The organism is Streptomyces sp. 8L (assembly GCF_020176795.1).
GTDB lineage: Bacteria > Actinomycetota > Actinomycetes > Streptomycetales > Streptomycetaceae > Streptomyces.
In genome coordinates, this window is record NZ_JAIUKE010000188.1 from 1 (window position 1) to 16,515 (window position 16,515).

Annotated in this window: 17 protein-coding genes and 1 pseudogene; 11 read left to right on the forward strand and 7 right to left on the reverse strand. The window is 73.6% G+C overall.

Annotation, left to right across the window (positions count from 1 at the left end):
- The 3 genes and pseudogenes from LCE31_RS17265 to LCE31_RS17275 all read left to right on the forward strand — a co-directional run.
- A pseudogene (locus LCE31_RS17265) lies at nt 1-959 on the forward strand (alpha/beta fold hydrolase); the annotation flags it as partial.
- Nucleotides 943-1,527 (forward strand): tRNA (adenosine(37)-N6)-threonylcarbamoyltransferase complex ATPase subunit type 1 TsaE, encoded by a 585-nt coding sequence (gene tsaE, locus LCE31_RS17270; RefSeq protein ID WP_225015175.1) that lies wholly within the window; start codon nt 943-945, stop codon nt 1,525-1,527. The pseudogene LCE31_RS17265 and the gene tsaE, both read left to right, overlap by 17 nt.
- 229 nt (nt 1,528-1,756) lie before the next feature.
- A complete protein-coding gene (locus LCE31_RS17275) occupies nt 1,757-2,026 on the forward strand; it encodes a hypothetical protein (RefSeq protein ID WP_225015176.1) in 270 nt (89 codons plus the stop codon).
- 141 nt (nt 2,027-2,167) lie between these two features.
- On the opposite strand, the gene LCE31_RS17280 is transcribed toward LCE31_RS17275, so the two are convergent.
- Nucleotides 2,168-2,725, reverse strand: a complete 558-nt coding sequence (locus LCE31_RS17280) for a hypothetical protein (RefSeq protein WP_225015177.1) — start codon at nt 2,723-2,725, stop codon at nt 2,168-2,170.
- A 134-nt stretch (nt 2,726-2,859) separates the two neighbouring features.
- On the opposite strand from LCE31_RS17280, the gene tsaB reads away from it, so the two are divergent.
- From tsaB to LCE31_RS17300, 4 genes are all read left to right on the forward strand, one after another.
- Nucleotides 2,860-3,594, forward strand: a complete 735-nt coding sequence (gene tsaB / locus LCE31_RS17285; RefSeq protein WP_225015178.1) for a tRNA (adenosine(37)-N6)-threonylcarbamoyltransferase complex dimerization subunit type 1 TsaB — start codon at nt 2,860-2,862, stop codon at nt 3,592-3,594.
- A 29-nt stretch (nt 3,595-3,623) separates the two neighbouring features.
- Nucleotides 3,624-4,175 carry a ribosomal protein S18-alanine N-acetyltransferase gene (gene rimI / locus LCE31_RS17290; protein WP_225015195.1) on the forward strand — a complete coding sequence of 184 codons (552 nt, stop codon included), beginning with the start codon at nt 3,624-3,626 and terminating at the stop codon, nt 4,173-4,175.
- A 79-nt stretch (nt 4,176-4,254) separates the two neighbouring features.
- A complete protein-coding gene (gene tsaD, locus LCE31_RS17295) occupies nt 4,255-5,379 on the forward strand; it encodes a tRNA (adenosine(37)-N6)-threonylcarbamoyltransferase complex transferase subunit TsaD (protein ID WP_225015179.1) in 1,125 nt (374 codons plus the stop codon).
- Nucleotides 5,379-5,654 (forward strand): hypothetical protein, encoded by a 276-nt coding sequence (locus LCE31_RS17300; protein ID WP_225015180.1) that lies wholly within the window; start codon nt 5,379-5,381, stop codon nt 5,652-5,654. The genes tsaD and LCE31_RS17300 overlap by 1 nt, the downstream gene beginning before the upstream one ends.
- Before the next feature lie 129 nt (nt 5,655-5,783).
- On the opposite strand, the gene LCE31_RS17305 is transcribed toward LCE31_RS17300, so the two are convergent.
- Nucleotides 5,784-6,293 (reverse strand): DinB family protein, encoded by a 510-nt coding sequence (locus LCE31_RS17305; RefSeq protein WP_225015181.1) that lies wholly within the window; start codon nt 6,291-6,293, stop codon nt 5,784-5,786.
- A 175-nt stretch (nt 6,294-6,468) separates the two neighbouring features.
- Here LCE31_RS17305 and LCE31_RS17310 point away from each other — a divergent pair, with 175 nt between their 5' ends.
- A complete protein-coding gene (locus tag LCE31_RS17310) occupies nt 6,469-6,843 on the forward strand; it encodes a hypothetical protein (protein WP_225015182.1) in 375 nt (124 codons plus the stop codon).
- Here the strand turns inward: LCE31_RS17310 and LCE31_RS17315 are convergent.
- Nucleotides 6,818-8,725 (reverse strand): right-handed parallel beta-helix repeat-containing protein, encoded by a 1,908-nt coding sequence (locus LCE31_RS17315; RefSeq protein ID WP_225015183.1) that lies wholly within the window; start codon nt 8,723-8,725, stop codon nt 6,818-6,820. The genes LCE31_RS17310 and LCE31_RS17315 overlap by 26 nt on opposite strands.
- 174 nt (nt 8,726-8,899) lie before the next feature.
- On the opposite strand from LCE31_RS17315, the gene LCE31_RS17320 reads away from it, so the two are divergent.
- Entirely contained in the window at nt 8,900-9,868 is a 969-nt protein-coding gene (locus tag LCE31_RS17320; protein ID WP_225015184.1) for a TetR/AcrR family transcriptional regulator, read from the forward strand.
- A 62-nt stretch (nt 9,869-9,930) separates the two neighbouring features.
- Here the strand turns inward: LCE31_RS17320 and LCE31_RS17325 are convergent, their stop codons facing one another.
- A complete protein-coding gene (locus LCE31_RS17325) occupies nt 9,931-11,130 on the reverse strand; it encodes a class I SAM-dependent methyltransferase (protein ID WP_225015185.1) in 1,200 nt (399 codons plus the stop codon).
- Between the two features lie 353 nt (nt 11,131-11,483).
- On the opposite strand from LCE31_RS17325, the gene LCE31_RS17330 reads away from it, so the two are divergent.
- Complete coding sequence (locus LCE31_RS17330) at nt 11,484-12,626, forward strand: glycoside hydrolase family 71/99-like protein (RefSeq protein WP_225015186.1); 1,143 nt, start codon at nt 11,484-11,486, stop codon at nt 12,624-12,626.
- Nucleotides 12,627-12,753: 127 nt separating this feature from the next.
- Here LCE31_RS17330 and LCE31_RS17335 read toward each other — a convergent pair whose 3' ends face one another.
- The gene (locus LCE31_RS17335) at nt 12,754-14,163 is read right to left on the reverse strand and encodes an MDR family MFS transporter (RefSeq protein ID WP_225015187.1); all 1,410 of its coding nucleotides are present in this window, start codon (nt 14,161-14,163) and stop codon (nt 12,754-12,756) included.
- A gap of 55 nt (nt 14,164-14,218) precedes the next feature.
- Between LCE31_RS17335 and LCE31_RS17340 the strand changes: the two genes are divergently transcribed.
- On the forward strand, nt 14,219-15,004 hold the full coding sequence (locus tag LCE31_RS17340) for a helix-turn-helix transcriptional regulator (protein ID WP_225015196.1): 786 nt from the start codon (nt 14,219-14,221) through the stop codon (nt 15,002-15,004).
- Nucleotides 15,005-15,129: 125 nt separating this feature from the next.
- Here the strand turns inward: LCE31_RS17340 and LCE31_RS17345 are convergent, their stop codons facing one another.
- Both LCE31_RS17345 and LCE31_RS17350 read right to left on the reverse strand, forming a co-directional pair.
- Nucleotides 15,130-15,990, reverse strand: coding sequence for an alpha/beta fold hydrolase (locus LCE31_RS17345; protein ID WP_225015188.1), 861 nt, complete (start codon nt 15,988-15,990; stop codon nt 15,130-15,132).
- A 305-nt stretch (nt 15,991-16,295) separates the two neighbouring features.
- The gene (locus LCE31_RS17350) at nt 16,296-16,424 is read right to left on the reverse strand and encodes a hypothetical protein (RefSeq protein WP_263631963.1); all 129 of its coding nucleotides are present in this window, start codon (nt 16,422-16,424) and stop codon (nt 16,296-16,298) included.
- Nucleotides 16,425-16,515: the final 91 nt, after the last annotated feature.

The following is a 16,515-nucleotide window of genomic DNA, read 5'->3' on the forward strand; positions in this document are numbered from 1 at the left end:
CGGGATCTCTGCCCGGGAGGCGGGCCGGGCCGATGGCTCGGGCAGGGCGCCGGACGCGCCGGGCGGGCCCGACGCGCCGCCCGTGACCGTCGTCTTCAGCCACGGCTACTGCCTCAACCAGGACTCCTGGCACTTCCAGCGGGCCGCCCTGCGCGGCCGGGTCCGCACCGTCCATTGGGACCAGCGCAGCCACGGCCGCTCCGCGCGCGGCGCCGCCCAGAGCGGCCCGGACCCGGAGCCGGTGACCATCGACCAGCTGGGCCGCGACCTCAAGGCCGTCATCGACGCGGCGGCGCCCGAGGGCCCCCTCGTCCTGGTCGGGCACTCCATGGGCGGCATGACGGTGATGGCGCTCGCCGAGCAGTACCCCGACCTGGTCCGGGAACGCGTCGCCGGGGTCGCCCTCGTCGGCACGTCGGGCGGGCGGCTCGGCGAGATCACGTACGGCCTGCCCGCCATCGGCGCCGGCGCGGCGCGCAAGGTGCTGCCCGGCGTGCTGAAGGTCCTCGGGTCGCAGGCCGGGCTGGTGGAGAAGGGCCGTCGCGCCACCGCCGACCTGTACGCGGGGATCGTCAAGCGCTATTCGTTCGGCGGCCAGGACGTCGACCCCGCGATCGCGCGCTTCGCCGAGCGGATGATCGAGAACACCCCGATCGACGTCGTCGCGGAGTTCTACCCGTCCTTCGCGGGACACGACAAGATCCAGGCGCTCGCCGTCTTCCTGCGCACACCCGCGCTGGTCCTCGCCGGCGCCGACGACCTCATCACGCCCAGCTCGCACAGCGAGGCCATCGCGGACGCCCTGCCCGACGCGGAACTCGTCCTGGTCGAGGGGGCGGGCCACCTCGTGATGCTGGAGCGCCCCGAGGCGGTCACGGGCGCGCTGGAGGATCTCCTGGCGCGTGCGGGCGTGCCCGGCCTCTGCCCGTAACGTTGGGGGGCATGGAAGCACCGCACGACAGCCACGCGACCGACCGGACGGCCGAGCCCGGTACGGAGATCGGCCTCGACGCCCCCGACCGCATGCGGGACCTCGGCCGGGACCTCGCCGCCCTGCTGCGCCCCGGCGACCTGGTGATGCTCACGGGCGAACTGGGCGCGGGCAAGACGACCCTGACGCGCGGCATCGGCGAGGGCCTCGGTGTGCGCGGCGCTGTCACGTCCCCGACGTTCGTGATCGCGCGGGTCCACCCCCCGCTGGGCGGCGGCCCCGCTCTCGTGCACGTGGACGCGTACCGGCTCGGCGGCGGCCTGGACGAGATGGAGGACCTCGACCTCGACGTGTCGCTGCCCGAGTCCGTGGTCGTCGTGGAGTGGGGCGACGACAAGGTCGAGGAGCTGTCGGACGCCCGCCTGCACATCGTCATCGAGCGCACGACGGGCGCGGGCGCGGACGGCGGTCCCGGCACGGACGGCACGGACGCCCTGCCGCCCGAGGACGACGGGCGGCGGCGGGTCACTCTCACCGGATACGGGGAGCGCTGGGCGGGCCCGTCCCTCGCCGACCTGGGCAGGTCCTTCGCCTGACGCGGCGCGCGGCGGGGGGGGGGGGGGGGGGCGGGGGCGGCCGGCATGCCGCAGGGCGCGCGCCCGGCGGCACGCGCAGGGCGCGCCGCGTTCGAACGCTCCGAACGTTCCGACAGGATGTCGGCAAGATGTTGCGCACGCCGCGGCGGGCATGGTCCCATGGAGGCGTGGTAGGTGGTTAGGGATACCTAACCACGTGTGTACCCCCGGAGCCCAGGAGGAGGCGGTCATGACGTCACGCCAGCGCGAGCCAGAGTTCCCGTCGCGGCCCCCCATGGGGTCCGACGGCGCCGTCACGCCGTCCGACGTGTCGATGAGCGACCTGCTGGCGTCCTGCGCCGCCGCGTCCGCGGTCTCCACGCCCCCCGCCCCGGCGCCGTCTGCGGAAGCGGAGCAGGCGGGCGGGCCCGAGCAGGGCCGCGGGCCGGACCAGGACACCGAGGCCCGGGCGAACCGCCGCCCCCGCCACCGCGCCGCGAGGCCCGTCCCCGCGAGCTGACCGCACCGGCGCGCCAGGACCGGAAGCTGGCGCGCCAGGACCGGAAGAGGGTCGAGGCCGCCCAAGGGGCGTCAGAGCAGGACGACGCCCTTCAAGCCGAGGCGCGTCAGGGGAGCACGACGACCTTCGGCCGGAAGCGCGTCAGGGGAGCACGACGACCTTCGAGCCGAGCGTCGCGAAGTTCCACAGCGCGTCGCCGTCCGCCTTCTTCTCCCGTACGCCGCCGGTCTTCTTCGCCGGATCGGGCGCGGCCGTGGAGCCGTCCTTCGCCGAACTGAAACCGATCACCACGCCGTCGGTCTTCGCGAACAGCACGACATGCTCGATCGGCACCCCGTCGGAACCGATGACGCTCTCGGTCCTGCCGGTCACCGTGTAGCTCCCGGCCGCCGGGTCCACCGTGCTCGGCCGCACCGTGAACGTCCGCGTCGAGGCCCCGTCGTCGCCGACCAGCCAGACGCGGTGCGCCTTCAGCGCGTACACCACCCGCGCGCCCTGGCCCGATCCGGCGGGCAGCGCCGTCGGGTCCTCGCGCGGGTGCTGGGGCCCCTGCGCGACATGGGAAGGGGACGCGCTGGGGGTGGCGGGCCTGCCGAGGGTGTCGGGCACGTTCGCCGACGCCTGGTAGGCGAGGAACCCGACCGCGCCCAGCGCCACGGCCGTGAGCCCGGCGACGATTCCCGAGCTGCTCCTTGACACCTGTCCTCAGCCACCTCTCGTGCGTCTGTACGGTACCCGCGCCTTGACGTCTCGTGTCGCGGCCGACGGTAGCAGCAGGGTACGGGCGACCAGGTCCGCCGCGACCCCAGCCGCCGGGGCCGTAGGCTGTTTGCGTGCTTCTGCTTGCCGTCGACACCGCCACCCCCGCCATCACCGTCGCCCTGCACGACGGGGACTCCGTCCTCGCGGCCGAGAGCGACGTCGACGCGCGCCGCCACGGCGAACTGCTGCTGCCTGCCGTGGACCGGGTGCTCGCCGCGGCCGGCGCCCGCCTCGACGCCGTCACGGACCTGGTGGTCGGCGTCGGCCCGGGGCCGTACACGGGGCTGCGGGTCGGCATCGCGACGGCCCTGGCCTTCGGCTCCGCGCTCGGGGTGCCGGTGCGCGGGCTGTGCACGCTCGACGGCCTCGCGTACGCCTCCGGTCTCGACGGCCCGTTCGTCGTCGCGACGGACGCGCGCCGCAAGGAGGTCTACTGGGCGCGGTACGCGGACGCCAGGACCAGGGTCACGGAGCCGGCCGTCGACCGGCCCGCGGACCTCGCGGACACGGTGGCCGGGCTGCCGGCGGTCGGCGCGGGCGCGACGCTGTACCCGGACGTCTTCCCGGACGCGCGCGGCCCCGGGCACCAGTCGGCGGCGGCGCTCGCCTCGCTGGCGGCCGAACTGCTGGCGGCCCGGCCCCTGCCGGACGGCGGCGCCCCCGCCGCCTCGGGCGGCCCGAGCGCGCCGAGCGGCCCCGGCGGACTCGACTCTCCCGGAGCGGGCTTCCTGCCGCCGCTCCCGCTGTATCTGCGCCGCCCCGACGCCCAGGTGCCGAAGAACTACAAGGTGGTCACCCCGAAGTGAGTGAGGCCGCGCCCGTCGAGCTCCGCGAGATGCGCTGGTGGGACATCGACGCCGTACTGGAACTCGAGGACGAGCTCTTCCCCGAGGACGCCTGGTCGCCCGGCATGTTCTGGTCGGAGCTCGCGCACGCCCGGGGCCCGCACGCCACCCGCCGCTACGTCGTCGCCGACGAGGGCGGCAGGATCGTGGGGTACGGGGGCCTCGCGGCCGTCGGCGGCGTCGCCGACGTGCAGACCATCGGCGTGACGCGCGACCGCTGGGGCGGCGGGCTCGGCGCCCGGCTCCTCGCGGAACTGCTGCGGCACGCGACCTCGTTCGAGTCCAGCGAGGTGCTGCTCGAAGTCCGGGTGGACAACACGCGGGCGCAGAAGCTGTACCAGCGCTTCGGGTTCGAACCCATCGGCTTCCGCAAGGGCTACTACCAGCCGGGGAACGTGGACGCGCTGGTGATGCGCCGCGACATGAGGGAGACGCCGGGCGGCCTACCGCCGACGCCGCCCGACGCGAGCCCGGGGGCGGGGCCGGACCCGGCCCCCGGGGCGGCGGCCGCACCGGAATCCGGCCGGGCAACGGAGTCGTGATGCCGGGCACCGGAATCCGGCCGGGCAACGGAGTCGTGATGCCGGGCAACGGAATCGTGATCAGGAGGAACGGACACTGATGGCTGACGAACCACTCGTCCTCGGCATCGAGACGTCCTGCGACGAGACGGGCGTCGGCATCGTGCGCGGTACGACGCTCCTGGCCGACGCGGTCGCGTCCAGCGTCGACGAGCACGCGCGCTTCGGCGGCGTCGTGCCGGAGGTCGCGTCGCGGGCCCACCTGGAGGCGATGGTCCCGACGATCGAGCGCGCGCTCGCCACGGCCGGGGTCTCCGCGCGCGACCTGGACGGCATCGCCGTGACGGCCGGACCGGGCCTCGCCGGCGCGCTGCTGGTCGGGGTGTCGGCGGCGAAGGCGTACGCCTACGCGCTGGGCAAGCCGCTCTACGGCGTCAACCACCTCGCCTCGCACATCTGCGTGGACCAGCTGGAACACGGCCCGCTGCCGGAGCCGACGATGGCGCTGCTGGTCAGCGGCGGCCACTCGTCGCTGCTGCTCGCACCCGACATCACGGCGGACGTACGGCCGCTCGGCGCGACGATCGACGACGCCGCGGGAGAGGCGTTCGACAAGATCGCACGCGTCCTCCACCTCGGCTTCCCCGGCGGCCCCGTGATCGACCGGCTCGCGCGCGAGGGCGATCCGGCCGCGATCGCCTTCCCGCGCGGCCTGACCGGCCCCCGCGACGCCGCGTACGACTTCTCGTTCTCCGGCCTCAAGACGTCCGTGGCGCGCTGGATCGAGGCGAAGCGCAGTGCGGGCGAGGACGTGCCGGTGCGGGACGTCGCCGCGTCCTTCCAGGAGGCCGTGGTGGACGTGCTGACCCGCAAGGCGGTCCGGGCCTGCAAGGACGAGGGCGTGGACCACTTGATGATCGGCGGCGGCGTGGCCGCGAACTCGCGGCTGCGCGCCATGGCGGAGGAGCGCTGCGCGCGGGCCGGCATCATCCTGCGGGTGCCGAGGCCGGGCCTGTGCACCGACAACGGCGCGATGGTCGCGGCCCTGGGCGCGGAGATGGTGGCGCGCGGCCGGTCCGCCTCGGCGTGGGACCTGTCGGCCGACAGCTCCCTCCCGGTGACGGACACCCACGTACCGGCGCACGAGGCGGTCCACGCGGCGGCGCACGCCGCCGCCCACGCGCACTCCCACGTCCACGCGCACGCGGCGGGGGAGGGGCACTGATGGCGGTCACGCTGATGTGGGAGGCGCGCGCCGCCGAGGGCCGGGGCGCGGACCTGCTGGCCTGGACGCGGGCGCAGACCCTGGCGGGGCGGCCGCTGCGCCGCGAGACGTTCCGCGCCCCCGGGGACAGGGTCCTGGTCCTGACCTGGTGGCCCGGGACGTACACCAGCGAGGTTCCCGAGCTCCCGGACCCGCCGGCCGCCCTGATCTCCCGCCCGGTCCACCGCTGGCGCTTCGAACCGGTCGAACCGGAGGAGCCGGGCGGCCCGGAGTAGCCGGTCGAACCGCAGGAGCCGGAGGCCCGGAAGCGCCGAGCGGCCCGGAACAGCCGGGCGGCCCGGAGGCGGCGGCCTGAGGGAGGCGCCCGCGGCGCGGCCCGCGATCGCCGCGTGCCGCGGCCGGGCCTACGCGCCGACCGTGCCGTCGATGGCCTCCCGCAGGAAGTCCGCGTGGCCGTTGTGACGGGCGTACTCGTGCATCATGTGCAGCATCACGAGCCGCAGCGACACCTCCTCGCCCGACCTCCGGTGCACCCCGGTGACGTCCAGGGACGCGGCCTCGCGTTCGATCCTGCGGGAGTGCGCGACCTCCGCCTCCCAGGCGGCGAACGCCTCGGCGCCCGTGGCGCCCGTGGCGTCGTACGCGCTCTGGTAGTCCCCGTCGGCGGACCAGACCAGCGGCAGCCGCTCACCGTTGATCACCATTCGGAACCAGGTGCGCTCCACCTCGCACATGTGCCGCACGAGCCCCAGCAGCGACAGCGTGGACGGAGGCATCGAACGGCGGCGCAACTCCTCGTCGCCGAGCCCCTCCACTTTCATGGCGAGCGTGGCACGGTGGAAGTCGAGGAAGGAGCGGAGCATCTCGCGCTCACCGCCGACGGACGGCGGTTCTGGGCGTTCCATGGCGGGCATGTGGGCAGGCTACCGAGTGCGGAATCCCCGCGGCTCCCACGCCGGCCGGGACGGACACCGCCGGGCCACGGCCCGGTACGTGACACAGGTGGCACTGCTTGTTGAAGCCGTTCCTACCTCTTTCGTCCTACTCTGGAGGGGAGACGCATGCGCCATTCAGGTGAAGGGGCGGCGGATGAACTGGTTTTGGTGGATATTCGTCTTCTTCATGGTGGGCGGGTTCAGCTGGATCGCGGACACCGGCCGTACGGCGCTGAAAACCAGGCATGACCGGCGGATGGAGCGCCTGAAGCTGGCCGAGGACGGCCGGCGGGCGATCCAGGAGTCCCAGAAGCCGCCGGACGCCGTCTGCGGCTGCACCCATCACCTGGCGAAGCACGACAAGGCCGGGAAGTGCCACGAGGACGTGGAGGTCCCCACGGAGTGGGACGAGGACAAGAAGCCCCTCCACTTCGAGCTGCGGCAGTGCAACTGCCAGCAGTACGTCGGCCCGCAGCCCCTGTCGAAGATCTACGCGGACGAACTCACGGAATTCGACGACCTGCGGTGACGGCGAGGGCGGTGCGCCGCCCCGCCGCGGCGGCGATGTCGGCGGGCAGCCCGTCCCTCTCCGCACCGGCACCGCTCTGTGCGACGACGGTGTTCGCGGCGTAGACGACACCGGGCGGCGGGCTGTCGTCGCCGTCCGGGTGCGCGTCCCAGAAGTTGCCGATGAACGCGACGTTCTCCAGGGGGATCGCGGGCCGCAGCACCGCCGGGGTGTGGGCGCCGCGGACGACGTTGCCGAGGACGGTCGTCCACGAGCAGCCGTAGTCGGTGTAGAGGCCGAAGTTGTACGGGGTGACGACGTCGAGCAGTACGTTGCCGCGCACCACCGTGCCGCTCGCGTACGAGTCGCCCTGGCGGCCCGCGAGGTAGACGCCGCCGCCATCGGCGAGGACCAGCAGGGAGCGGCGGACCAGGTTCTCGGTGATCCGCACGCGCGCGGCCCGCTCGCCGCCCATGACCACGATGCCCGAGTAGGGGACGTCGTGGATCTCGTTGTGCGCGACCACCACGTCCTGGGCGTCAGACACCCAGACGGCGGGGGAGCCGTGGTACTCGCGGCCGATGTGCCGCAGCAGGTTGTCCTCGATCCGCACCCCGCTCGCCGCGTCGACGGAGAGGCCGGGGCCCGACACGTCCTCGACGACGTTCCCGGTGAGCGCGATGCCGTGCCCGCCGCCCTCGACCGCGACGGCCCCCGCGCCGAGACGGGTGAAGGTGTTGCCGCGCAGTACGACGCCCTCGCAGTCGCGCAGTTCGACATGGGCCGGCACGCGCGCGGGCTCGGCCGGGATCACCAGATGGGCGGCGCCGTCGAACAGGTCGACCCGCCGCAGCGGGCCCTCGTCCTGGAACGTGTTGCCGTGGTAGTGCGGAAAACCGCCGGGCCCGCTCGGCCGCTGCCAGGCCGCGTGCGCGAACACCAGCCCCCTGAAGGTGATGTCGCGGGCCCGGTCGGCGGTGACGAGCCGCTCCAGCACGGGCACGGTGAAGGCGGCCGTGGCGGGGTCCTCGCCGGGGAGCGGGAGGTAGTGGAGGGTGTGGCGGCCGGGGACGGAGGTGTCGAGGGCGAAGGTGCCGGGCTCGGCGAGGAAGCTGGGGCTGTTCTCGGCCGAGGTGGGAACGCCGAGCCGCCCCCAGGGCACGTCATCAGGCTCCTGCGTCCCGTCCTGCGTCCCGTTCGCAGCCCCGTCCGGGTCCCGCGCGCCGTCGAGTCCGGCGGCGTACAGGGCGTTGGCGCGGGAGAAACCGGGCTCCGCCATGGTGAGGGTGGTCGTACGGCCGTCACAGTGGACGGACTCCAGGCGCAGGCGGGCCTCGGACCACGGGTACACACCCTGGAACACGAACTCGACGGACCCCGGGGAGCGCCAGGTCCCCGGGACCGTGGAGTCCGTGACGTAACCCGTCTCGGTTTTCGTCACGTTTCCGGGGATGGCGGGCGCGCCCTGCGGCGTGCGGGCGCGCGGCGCGCGGCGGCCGTCGACGTACAGCTGGCGGGGTTCGAGCGGCCCGGCGTCCGCGACCCAGCTGCCGCCACCGGCGGCCGTCCAGCCGGTGACGGGCGCGCCGCCGCTGAACACGACCCGCTCGGCCGCGCCGGTGCCGTATCCGTACGGCTGGTGGGTCACGCGCCGGCCGCCGGTGCCGCCGTCGCCCGGGCCGAGTTCGAGAGGGGCGGGCAGGACGTACGTACCGGCGCGGTAGCTGACGAGGACGTCGCCGCAGGACCCGATATCGTCGGCGCCGTCGCTGTCGTCGCGGGGCGTACGGGCGAGGGCCGCGCGGACGGCGCGCTGGGCGCCGTGCGGCGTGGCGAGCGGCCGGCCGGGGGTGCCGGGGGCCGAGTCGTCGCCCCAGGGCGCGACATGGAACAGGACTGACATGAGTGAGGAACCCCCGTCATGGGATGAGGCACGCACGAGAGACACCAGCGGAGTACGGGCCCGGTGGGCCGTGCATCGGGTGGACAGGCGTGCGTACGCCGTACACAATTGGCGTGCAGCATAGACGCACGGCCGAGGTGGCTGTCAACAGAGCGGGCGGACCGGGGAGTCAGGGTGGTGGACGTACGGCGGACGGTGGACCTGCTGTTCGGCGCGGAGGAGGAGCGGCCGGGGCTGACGCTGCCCCGGATCGTCGCGGCGGCGGTCGGGCTCGCGGACGCGGAGGGCCTGGAGGCGCTGTCGATGCGGCGGCTGGCCGAGCGGCTCGGATTCACCACGATGTCGCTGTACCGGCACGTTCCGGGCCGGGCCGAACTGGTGGAGCTGATGCGGGACTCGGTGTTCGGGGAGCTGCCCGAGCGGCAGGCGCCTGACGGCGACTGGCGGGCGGGTCTTGAGGCCTGGGCGCGCGCGCACTGGGAACTGCACCTGCGCCACGCGTGGCTGGTGACGACGGACGGGAGCCGGCGGCTCCCGGGGCCGCACATCCTCGCGGACTACGACCACGCCCTCGCCTGTGCCGAGGGCACAGGACTCAGGCCCTCGGAGTCGGCGCAGGTGGTGGCATTGCTGGCCGGGTTCGTCCTGTCGGCGGCGCGGCAGGCGCACGAGGTGCTGCGGGAGGAGCGCGCGTCGGGGGTCTCGCACGTCCAGTGGTGGCACAGCCAGAACAGGCTGGTCGAGCGCATGGTCCCGTATCCGGCGATCGCCCGGCTCGGGCTGAGCGGGGCGTTCGACGAGCCGGAGGACCCGTTCGACTTCGGCCTGGCGTGCACGCTGGACGGCGTGGAGGCGCTGGTACGGCGCAGAAGCGCGGAAGATCCCCCGGCGGGCGGGCTCCCTGACGCACCGCGTGACGAAAAGCGTGAGGGAACGGGTGTGCGCTCCGGGCCCGGCGATTTCCGTAACGGAACAGGCCCGGGTGATCCCACCGGCCGCAACGCCGCGCGGGGGACGGTCACGGCGCCGCCGGCCTGCGCGGTCTGCGGAACCGCCGTCCCGGTCCCGGCCCGTGGCCGTCCGCGCCGCTACTGCTCTCCGGCCTGCCGCCAGCGCGCCTACCGGCGGCGCAACCGCGCGTGACGCGCGCGCGTGGCGCAGGGGGCGTGCGCTGTGCCCGGGCCTCGCGCTGCCTCGCCCCTGCCTCACGCGGCCGGGCGCGGGGCCCGGTGGGCGAGGAGCATGGCAGGGGCGCCGGCCACGCGGGTGAGGAAGACCGTCGTCTCGTTCCTTCCCCTGAGCTTCAACTTCCGCCGGAACTCCTCCGGTTCCACCGCGGAGCCGCGTTTCTTCACCGTCAGGATTCCGACCTCGCGCTCCCGCAGCAGCGCCTTGAGCCGCTTGAGGTTGAACGGGAGGACGTCGGTGACCTCGTACGCCGTCGCGAACGGAGTCTCTCTCAGCCCGTCGGCCGTCACGTACGCGATCGTCTCGTCGATCAGCCCCGCGCCCGGCAGATCCTCCACCGCCTCCGCGATGAGATGGGCGCGGATGACGGCCCCGTCCGGCTCGTACAGGTAACGGCCCGGCGGGCGCACCGGGGGATCGGCCAGGCCGCGGGAGGCGACCGTGGCGCCCGACGGCAGGAGGGTCGCCCGGCGGGGGGCGTCCGGGGCGTCCCGCCGGTGCCAGAGCACGGCCTCCTTCACGTCGCCGCCGTACGAGACCCACTCGGCGCCGAAGTCCGCAGGGACGCGTTCGTGCGGGATGCCGGGGGCGATCTTGATCGCGCCGAGGCCGGTACGGCGCACCGCGTCGACCGCCCAGGACAGCGGCGGCGAGTACGCCTCGGGGTCGAAGACCCGGCCCGTGCCGCGCCGCCGCGCCGGGTCGACGAAGAGCGCTTCCGCCCCCGTCGGGTCGTACGTCGTGACGTCGGCGCACACCACGGTCGCGGGCGGCCCGGCCGGTGCCAGGGCCGCCAGGTTCGCCGCGGCGATCTCGCAGGTCATGGGGTCCAGGTCGACCCCGGTGACCGCGATGCCCGCCCGGGCGAGCGCCACCGCGTCCCCGCCGATCCCGCAGCACAGGTCCGTTACCCGCGACGCGCCCAGCGCGCGGAAGCGGGCCGCGCGGTGGGCGGCCACGTCGGTACGGGTGGCCTGCTCGACGCCGTTCGGCGTGAAGTACATCCGGTGCGCGTCCTCGGCGCCGAACTTGGCCACCGCCCGCTGCCGCAGCCGTGCCTGCCCGAGCGCCGCGGACACCAGGCCGGCGGGGTGGTCGCGGCGCAGGCGGGTGGCGAGGGCCAGCTCCCGCGCCGGGTCGTGGTCCCGCAGTTCGGCCAGCAGGGCCTGGCCCTCCGGGGTGAGCAGGGGAGCGAGGCGGGGCGGTTCTTCGGTCACCCGGCCATTGTCGTCGGGCGGCGGCCGGTGTCGGCCAGGCGGGGGATGCCGCGCGCCGGGCGGCGGTGCCTGCGGTGAGACGGCGCCCCGCGCTGACAGGATGCGGCGCCATGCGACTAGTACGACAAACACAACAATTGCCCTGTGGTGCGGACCGCGAGCACGGACGACACCGGGGCCGGGACCGCGAGCGGGAGGGCGACCGCGAGCGGGGGCCCGAGCCCGGGCCGGTGAGACCTTGCGGGCGGGGGCCCGCGGGGGGGGGGGGCCGGCCCCGGCCCCCCCCCGACACCGGGCACGCGCGGGACCCGCGGCTCCGGCGGGCCGCTGCCCAGCCCGGCGTCAAGGGCAAGGTGTACGCGGGCTACCAGGGGTGGTTCGCCGCCAAGGGCGACGGCTCCCCGCTCAACGCATGGACCCACTGGGCCTCGGGCACACCGGCGCCGGGCAACGAGACCTTCGAGCTCTACCCGGACGTCTCCGCCTACCCCGACAGCGCCCTCTTCCAGACGGGATACGCCGCACTGGGGAACGGCGAGCCGGCCAGGCTGTTCTCCTCCTACGCGACGGCGGTCATCGACCAGCACTTCAAGTGGATGCAGCAGTTCGGCATCGACGGCGCCGCTCTCCAGCGCTTCGGCAGCGACATCGCCGCCACCGGCCAGCCCCGCCTCCAGCAGCGCGACGACATCCACGGGAAGGCACGGGACGCGGCCCAGAAGTACGGCCGCGCGTTCTACATCGAGTACGACATCAGCGGCCTCAGCGACACCAACCTCGTCTCGGCCCTCCAGAGCGACTGGACGAACACCGTCACCGGCTCGCTCCACCTCACCGACTCGCCCCTCTATGCGCACGAGGGCGGCAAGCCCGTCGTCGAGCTGTGGGGCCTCGGTGTGACCAACCGCGCCGGCACCGTCGAGAGCTGCCTGGAGATCATCAACTGGTTCAAGGACAAGGGGGTTTACGTCATCGGCGGTGTGCCGCGCGGCTGGCGCACCGACTCCAACGCCAAGGCGGGCTTCGCACCCGTCTACGCGGCCCTCAACATGGTCTCGCCGTGGAACACCGGCAACCCGACCGTCGACCAGCAGCTGTTCGACGACGACCACGCGCAGCTCAGCGCGAACGGGCAGGACTACCAGCCGGTGATCTACCCCGGCTTCGCCTGGTCCAACTGGCACGCGGGACAGGCCAGGAACCAGATCCCGCGCAAGGCGGGGGACTTCATGTGGCAGCAGGCCGTGGCGGTGCGCAAGTGCGGCACGAACTCGGCCTTCATCGCGATGTTCGACGAGTACGACGAGGGCACCGCCATCGCCCCGGCCGCCGAGGACGCCTCCATGATCCCGTCGAACCAGTACTTCCTCACGCTGGACGCCGACGGCACCCATGTCTCGTCCGACTTCTATCTGCGCCTTGCCGGCGCGGCCACCAAGATGATCAACGGCTCGACCGGCATCAGCACCACGGTCCCGATCCCGCCCACCGACTGATCCGGCCCCGGTCGGGCCGGTGCGAACCGCCCCGACCGCGACGCCCGCCGGGTTGGTGCAGGTAACGGTGGGATGGGCGAAGACGTCCATCCGATCGGATCGCTGGAGGCGCGGTGGCCGAGGCTGTTCATGTGCGCGGACGGTCGCGGCGCTCGGTCCGGGCGAGCGCGATGGTCGGGATGGTGGCGATGATCGTGATGCCGAGCACCCACCAGAAGGTGGTGGCGAACCCGCCCGCCTGCTGAGCCGTTGTGGCCTGGTGGCGGAGCCGGCCGGTGAGAACGACGGTGAGCACGGTGGTGCCGATCGCGCCGCCGACGCGCTGGAGAACGTTGAGCTGCGGGGTTGCGTCGGGAATCTGCTCCGGCCGAATGGCTTGGTAGGCGGCGGTCATGCTCGGGATGATCGAGAGGCCGAACCCGATGCCGCGCACGACCATCACGGCGCACAGCAGCCAGTAGGAGGTGGTGGCGGTCAGGAACAGGAACGGGATGGTCGCAACCGCGAGGATGGCTGCGCCGGTCAAGGAGGTGATCCCGGCACCCCACTTGTCGGTGAACGGCGCCGAGAGCAGGGCACCGATCGCTGTCGGGGCGACAAGCAGCCCGGCGATGACAACGCCCTCGCCGCGGACGGTCTGGAGATAGAGCGGCATGAGGATCATGCCACCGTAGTTGGCGGCGCCGAGCGCGAACGTGGCGACCGAGGCGGCGGTGAATGCGCCGGTGCGGTAGAGCCGGATGTCGAGCAGCGGCCGTCTCGTCCGGAGGGCGTGCAGGACGAAGCCGGCCAGCGCGAGCAGTCCGACCACAAGCCCCATGACGGATGCTGTGTCCGGACCGCCGGCGGTGCCGAGCTCGGCCAGGCCGTAGGTGAGGCCCACGATGCCGAGCGACGCCAGGATCAGGCCGGGCACATCGAACCGTCCCGCGTCGCCGCCTTTCTCCATCGGCAGGAGCTGGAAAACGAGCAGGATGCCGAGGATGCCGAAGGGGACGTTGAGCCAGAAGATCGCCTGCCAGCCGATGCCTGTGATGAGCAGGCCACCCAGGACGGGCCCGAGGGCGGGGGCGAGGATGATCGGGATCGCCAGGAAGGCGATGACCTTCCCCATCTGCTGCTTGGTCGCGTGTGCGGTCCAGATGATCGTGCCGACCGGCATGATCGCCCCGCCGCCGATGCCCTGCACGGCGCGGGCGGCGATCAGCGTCCCCAGGTTCGGCGAGCACGCGCACAGCACCGAGCCGACGGTGAAGACCGCCAGCGCGGCGACGTACAGGCGGGCGGCACCGACGCGGCGAGTTGCCCACCCGGTCACCGGGATGACGGCCGCGAGCGCGAGCAGGTAGGCGGTCACCACCCACTGCACCGAGTCGAGGCCGGCGTGCAGATCGTGGGCGAGGCTGTGTACGGCGACGTTGACGATCGTGGTGTCCAGGAACGACAGCGAGGCGCCGATCATCACCACACCGATCGCCCGCCGCAGTCCCGGAGAGAACGGCTCCACGGGCGTGGACTCGGTCGTTGCGTCGGTCATCAGGGGCTCCTCCTCGCCTCAGGCGTGGCCCCACGCTAGGGTGGCTGCTGTGCGGATGGAGGCCAACCAGTACCCTGAATCGGCCAACGCGGCTGTCCCGACAGCGACGTCCCCGGTGCTGAGCATCGGCCGCGACACCGCCGAGAGTCATGAGCGGTTGGAGCTGCACTCGCACCCGGAGCCCATGCTGACCTGGAGCTCGACCGCGACCCTGATCGGTACGGTCGGCGGCCGCGACTGGCTGATCCCACCCGGCTACGGACTGTGGGTGCCCGGCGGCATCGAGCACGCCGGGGCGGTGCTGCACGCCGGAGAGATGGTGAGCATCGCCTTCGCCCCCGACCGCTTCCCCCTCGGCTGGAGCGAGCCCACCAGCTTCGCCGTCGACTCGCTCTTGGGTGAGATCATCACGCACTTGCACCGGATCGCGCCCGACGACCGCACCCGTCCGGCCGCCGAGGCGCTCATGTTCGGCCTGCTGACCCCGCTGGCCGCGCAGCACATTCACGTCACCATGCCCACCGACCCTCGGCCCCGCCAGGTCGCCGAACAGCTCCTCGCCAACCCCGGCGATCCACGCGACCTCGCCGCCTGGGCCGATCATGCCCATGCCAGCGTGCGCACCCTGTCCCGGCTGTTCCAGGCCGAGACTGGACTCAGCTTCACCGCATGGCGCACCCAGGTCCGCGTCCGCGCCGCGATCCCGATGCTCGCCAGGGGCGCATCGGTGGGCGCCGCCGGACGCGCGGTCGGCTACCGCAAACCCAGCGCGTTCATCGCCGCGTTCAGCCGCATCACCGGCCAGACGCCCGGCACCTACCTCCCCCCTCACCGGCGGTAAGGCAACCGCGAGCCCACGAGGTGAGCGTGAGCAGCGTCGGTGACCGACCGCCGCTCGTTCGACACGGCCCTCGCCTTACAGCGCCGGGCGGGTCCGAGCCGGCGCGAACTCACGCGCCCGCGAGCTCACGCCTCCGCGAACCCGCCGATCAGCCGGGCCAGTTCGTCCGGCTGATCCAGGGGGATCAGCGTGTAGGTGTCCTTGACCTCCACCAGCCGCCCACGCGGCAGGAGTTCCGCGAGGCGCCGCCCGTGCTCGGGCGGCATCACCCGGTCCCCGGCCGCCCACACCACCAGCGCCGGGCGGTCGAACTCCGCGAGGTTTCCCGCCGCTTCGGCGAGTACGTCCGATTCCCCCGCCATGGCCCGCAGGGCGCGTACGGCGTCCCGGGCGATGTCGGGACGCCGGGGAAGGGCCGCCGTCCAGCGGGCGGTGGCCGCGTCCCCGCGCTTGGTCAGCCATCCGAACGCGAGCGGTGTGCGCCGCATCGCCCGGATTCCCATCTGCCGCATGAACAGCCCGAACAGCGCGGGCGGCAGCTTGCCGGCGGCGAACAGGGTGCGGCCGGTGAGTCCGGGCGGGAAGTTGTCGAACGCGTCGCACGAGACGAGCACGGCCCGTGCCACGCGGGGCGCGCCACGCGCCAGCAGGAGCTGGACGATCGCGCCGCCCGTGTCATTGCCGACGAGGGTCACGTCCCGCAGATCGAGGCGTTCGAGGAACTCCGCCACCAGGTCCGCCTGCCCGCGCAGCGACAAGTCGGCCCCGGGCACGGCGGCGTGGCGGTGCGCGCCGAGCGGCAGGGTGGGCACGACGCAGCGGTGGCCGGACGCCAGCGCCGCCACCGTGTCCGACCACAGCGAGCCGTCCATCAGCAGGCCGTGCAGCAGTACGGTCACGGGCCCGGTGCCGCCGGTGTCCTCGTACGCGACCGTCCCCGCCGACAGCTCCACGGTGGCGGCCCCCGCGGTGGCCGGGGCGGTCATGGCCGGCTCCCCGCGCCCGGCGCGACCGCCGCCGTGCCGGGCCCAGCGCCCGGGTGCCACCGGTCGGCGCGCGCGGCGCCGCTCCGGTCGAGGTGAACGTTCTTCCGTGTCGCGGACATCACTTGCCGACCTCCGAGGGTGACCGGAACATCCTTCACGCCCTGCACATAAAAGTGAACCACCTGGTTCGCAACCTGTCCACTTCGTCACCCTGCCCACTTCGCGAGGTGTCCGCGCCCGGTCCACTTCGCGGGCGTCAGCCTCCTCACGTGTCACCCCGTGACGTGTCCGCACGCCCTCGACGCCTACGCGTCCGGCGCCGCCTCCTCCCGTTCGAGCATCCGGATCAGCGCCTCGAACCCCTCCCCCACCTCGCTCGCGTCCTCCCCGATCAGCCGTTCCAGCAGGAAGCCGCGCAGCGTGGCGAGGATCATCTCAGCGACGGCGAACCTCCGCCGCTCCGGCCAGCGTTCGGGGCAGAACGACATCAGCAGCGGCAGATACTGCCGCGACGCCTCGCGGCAG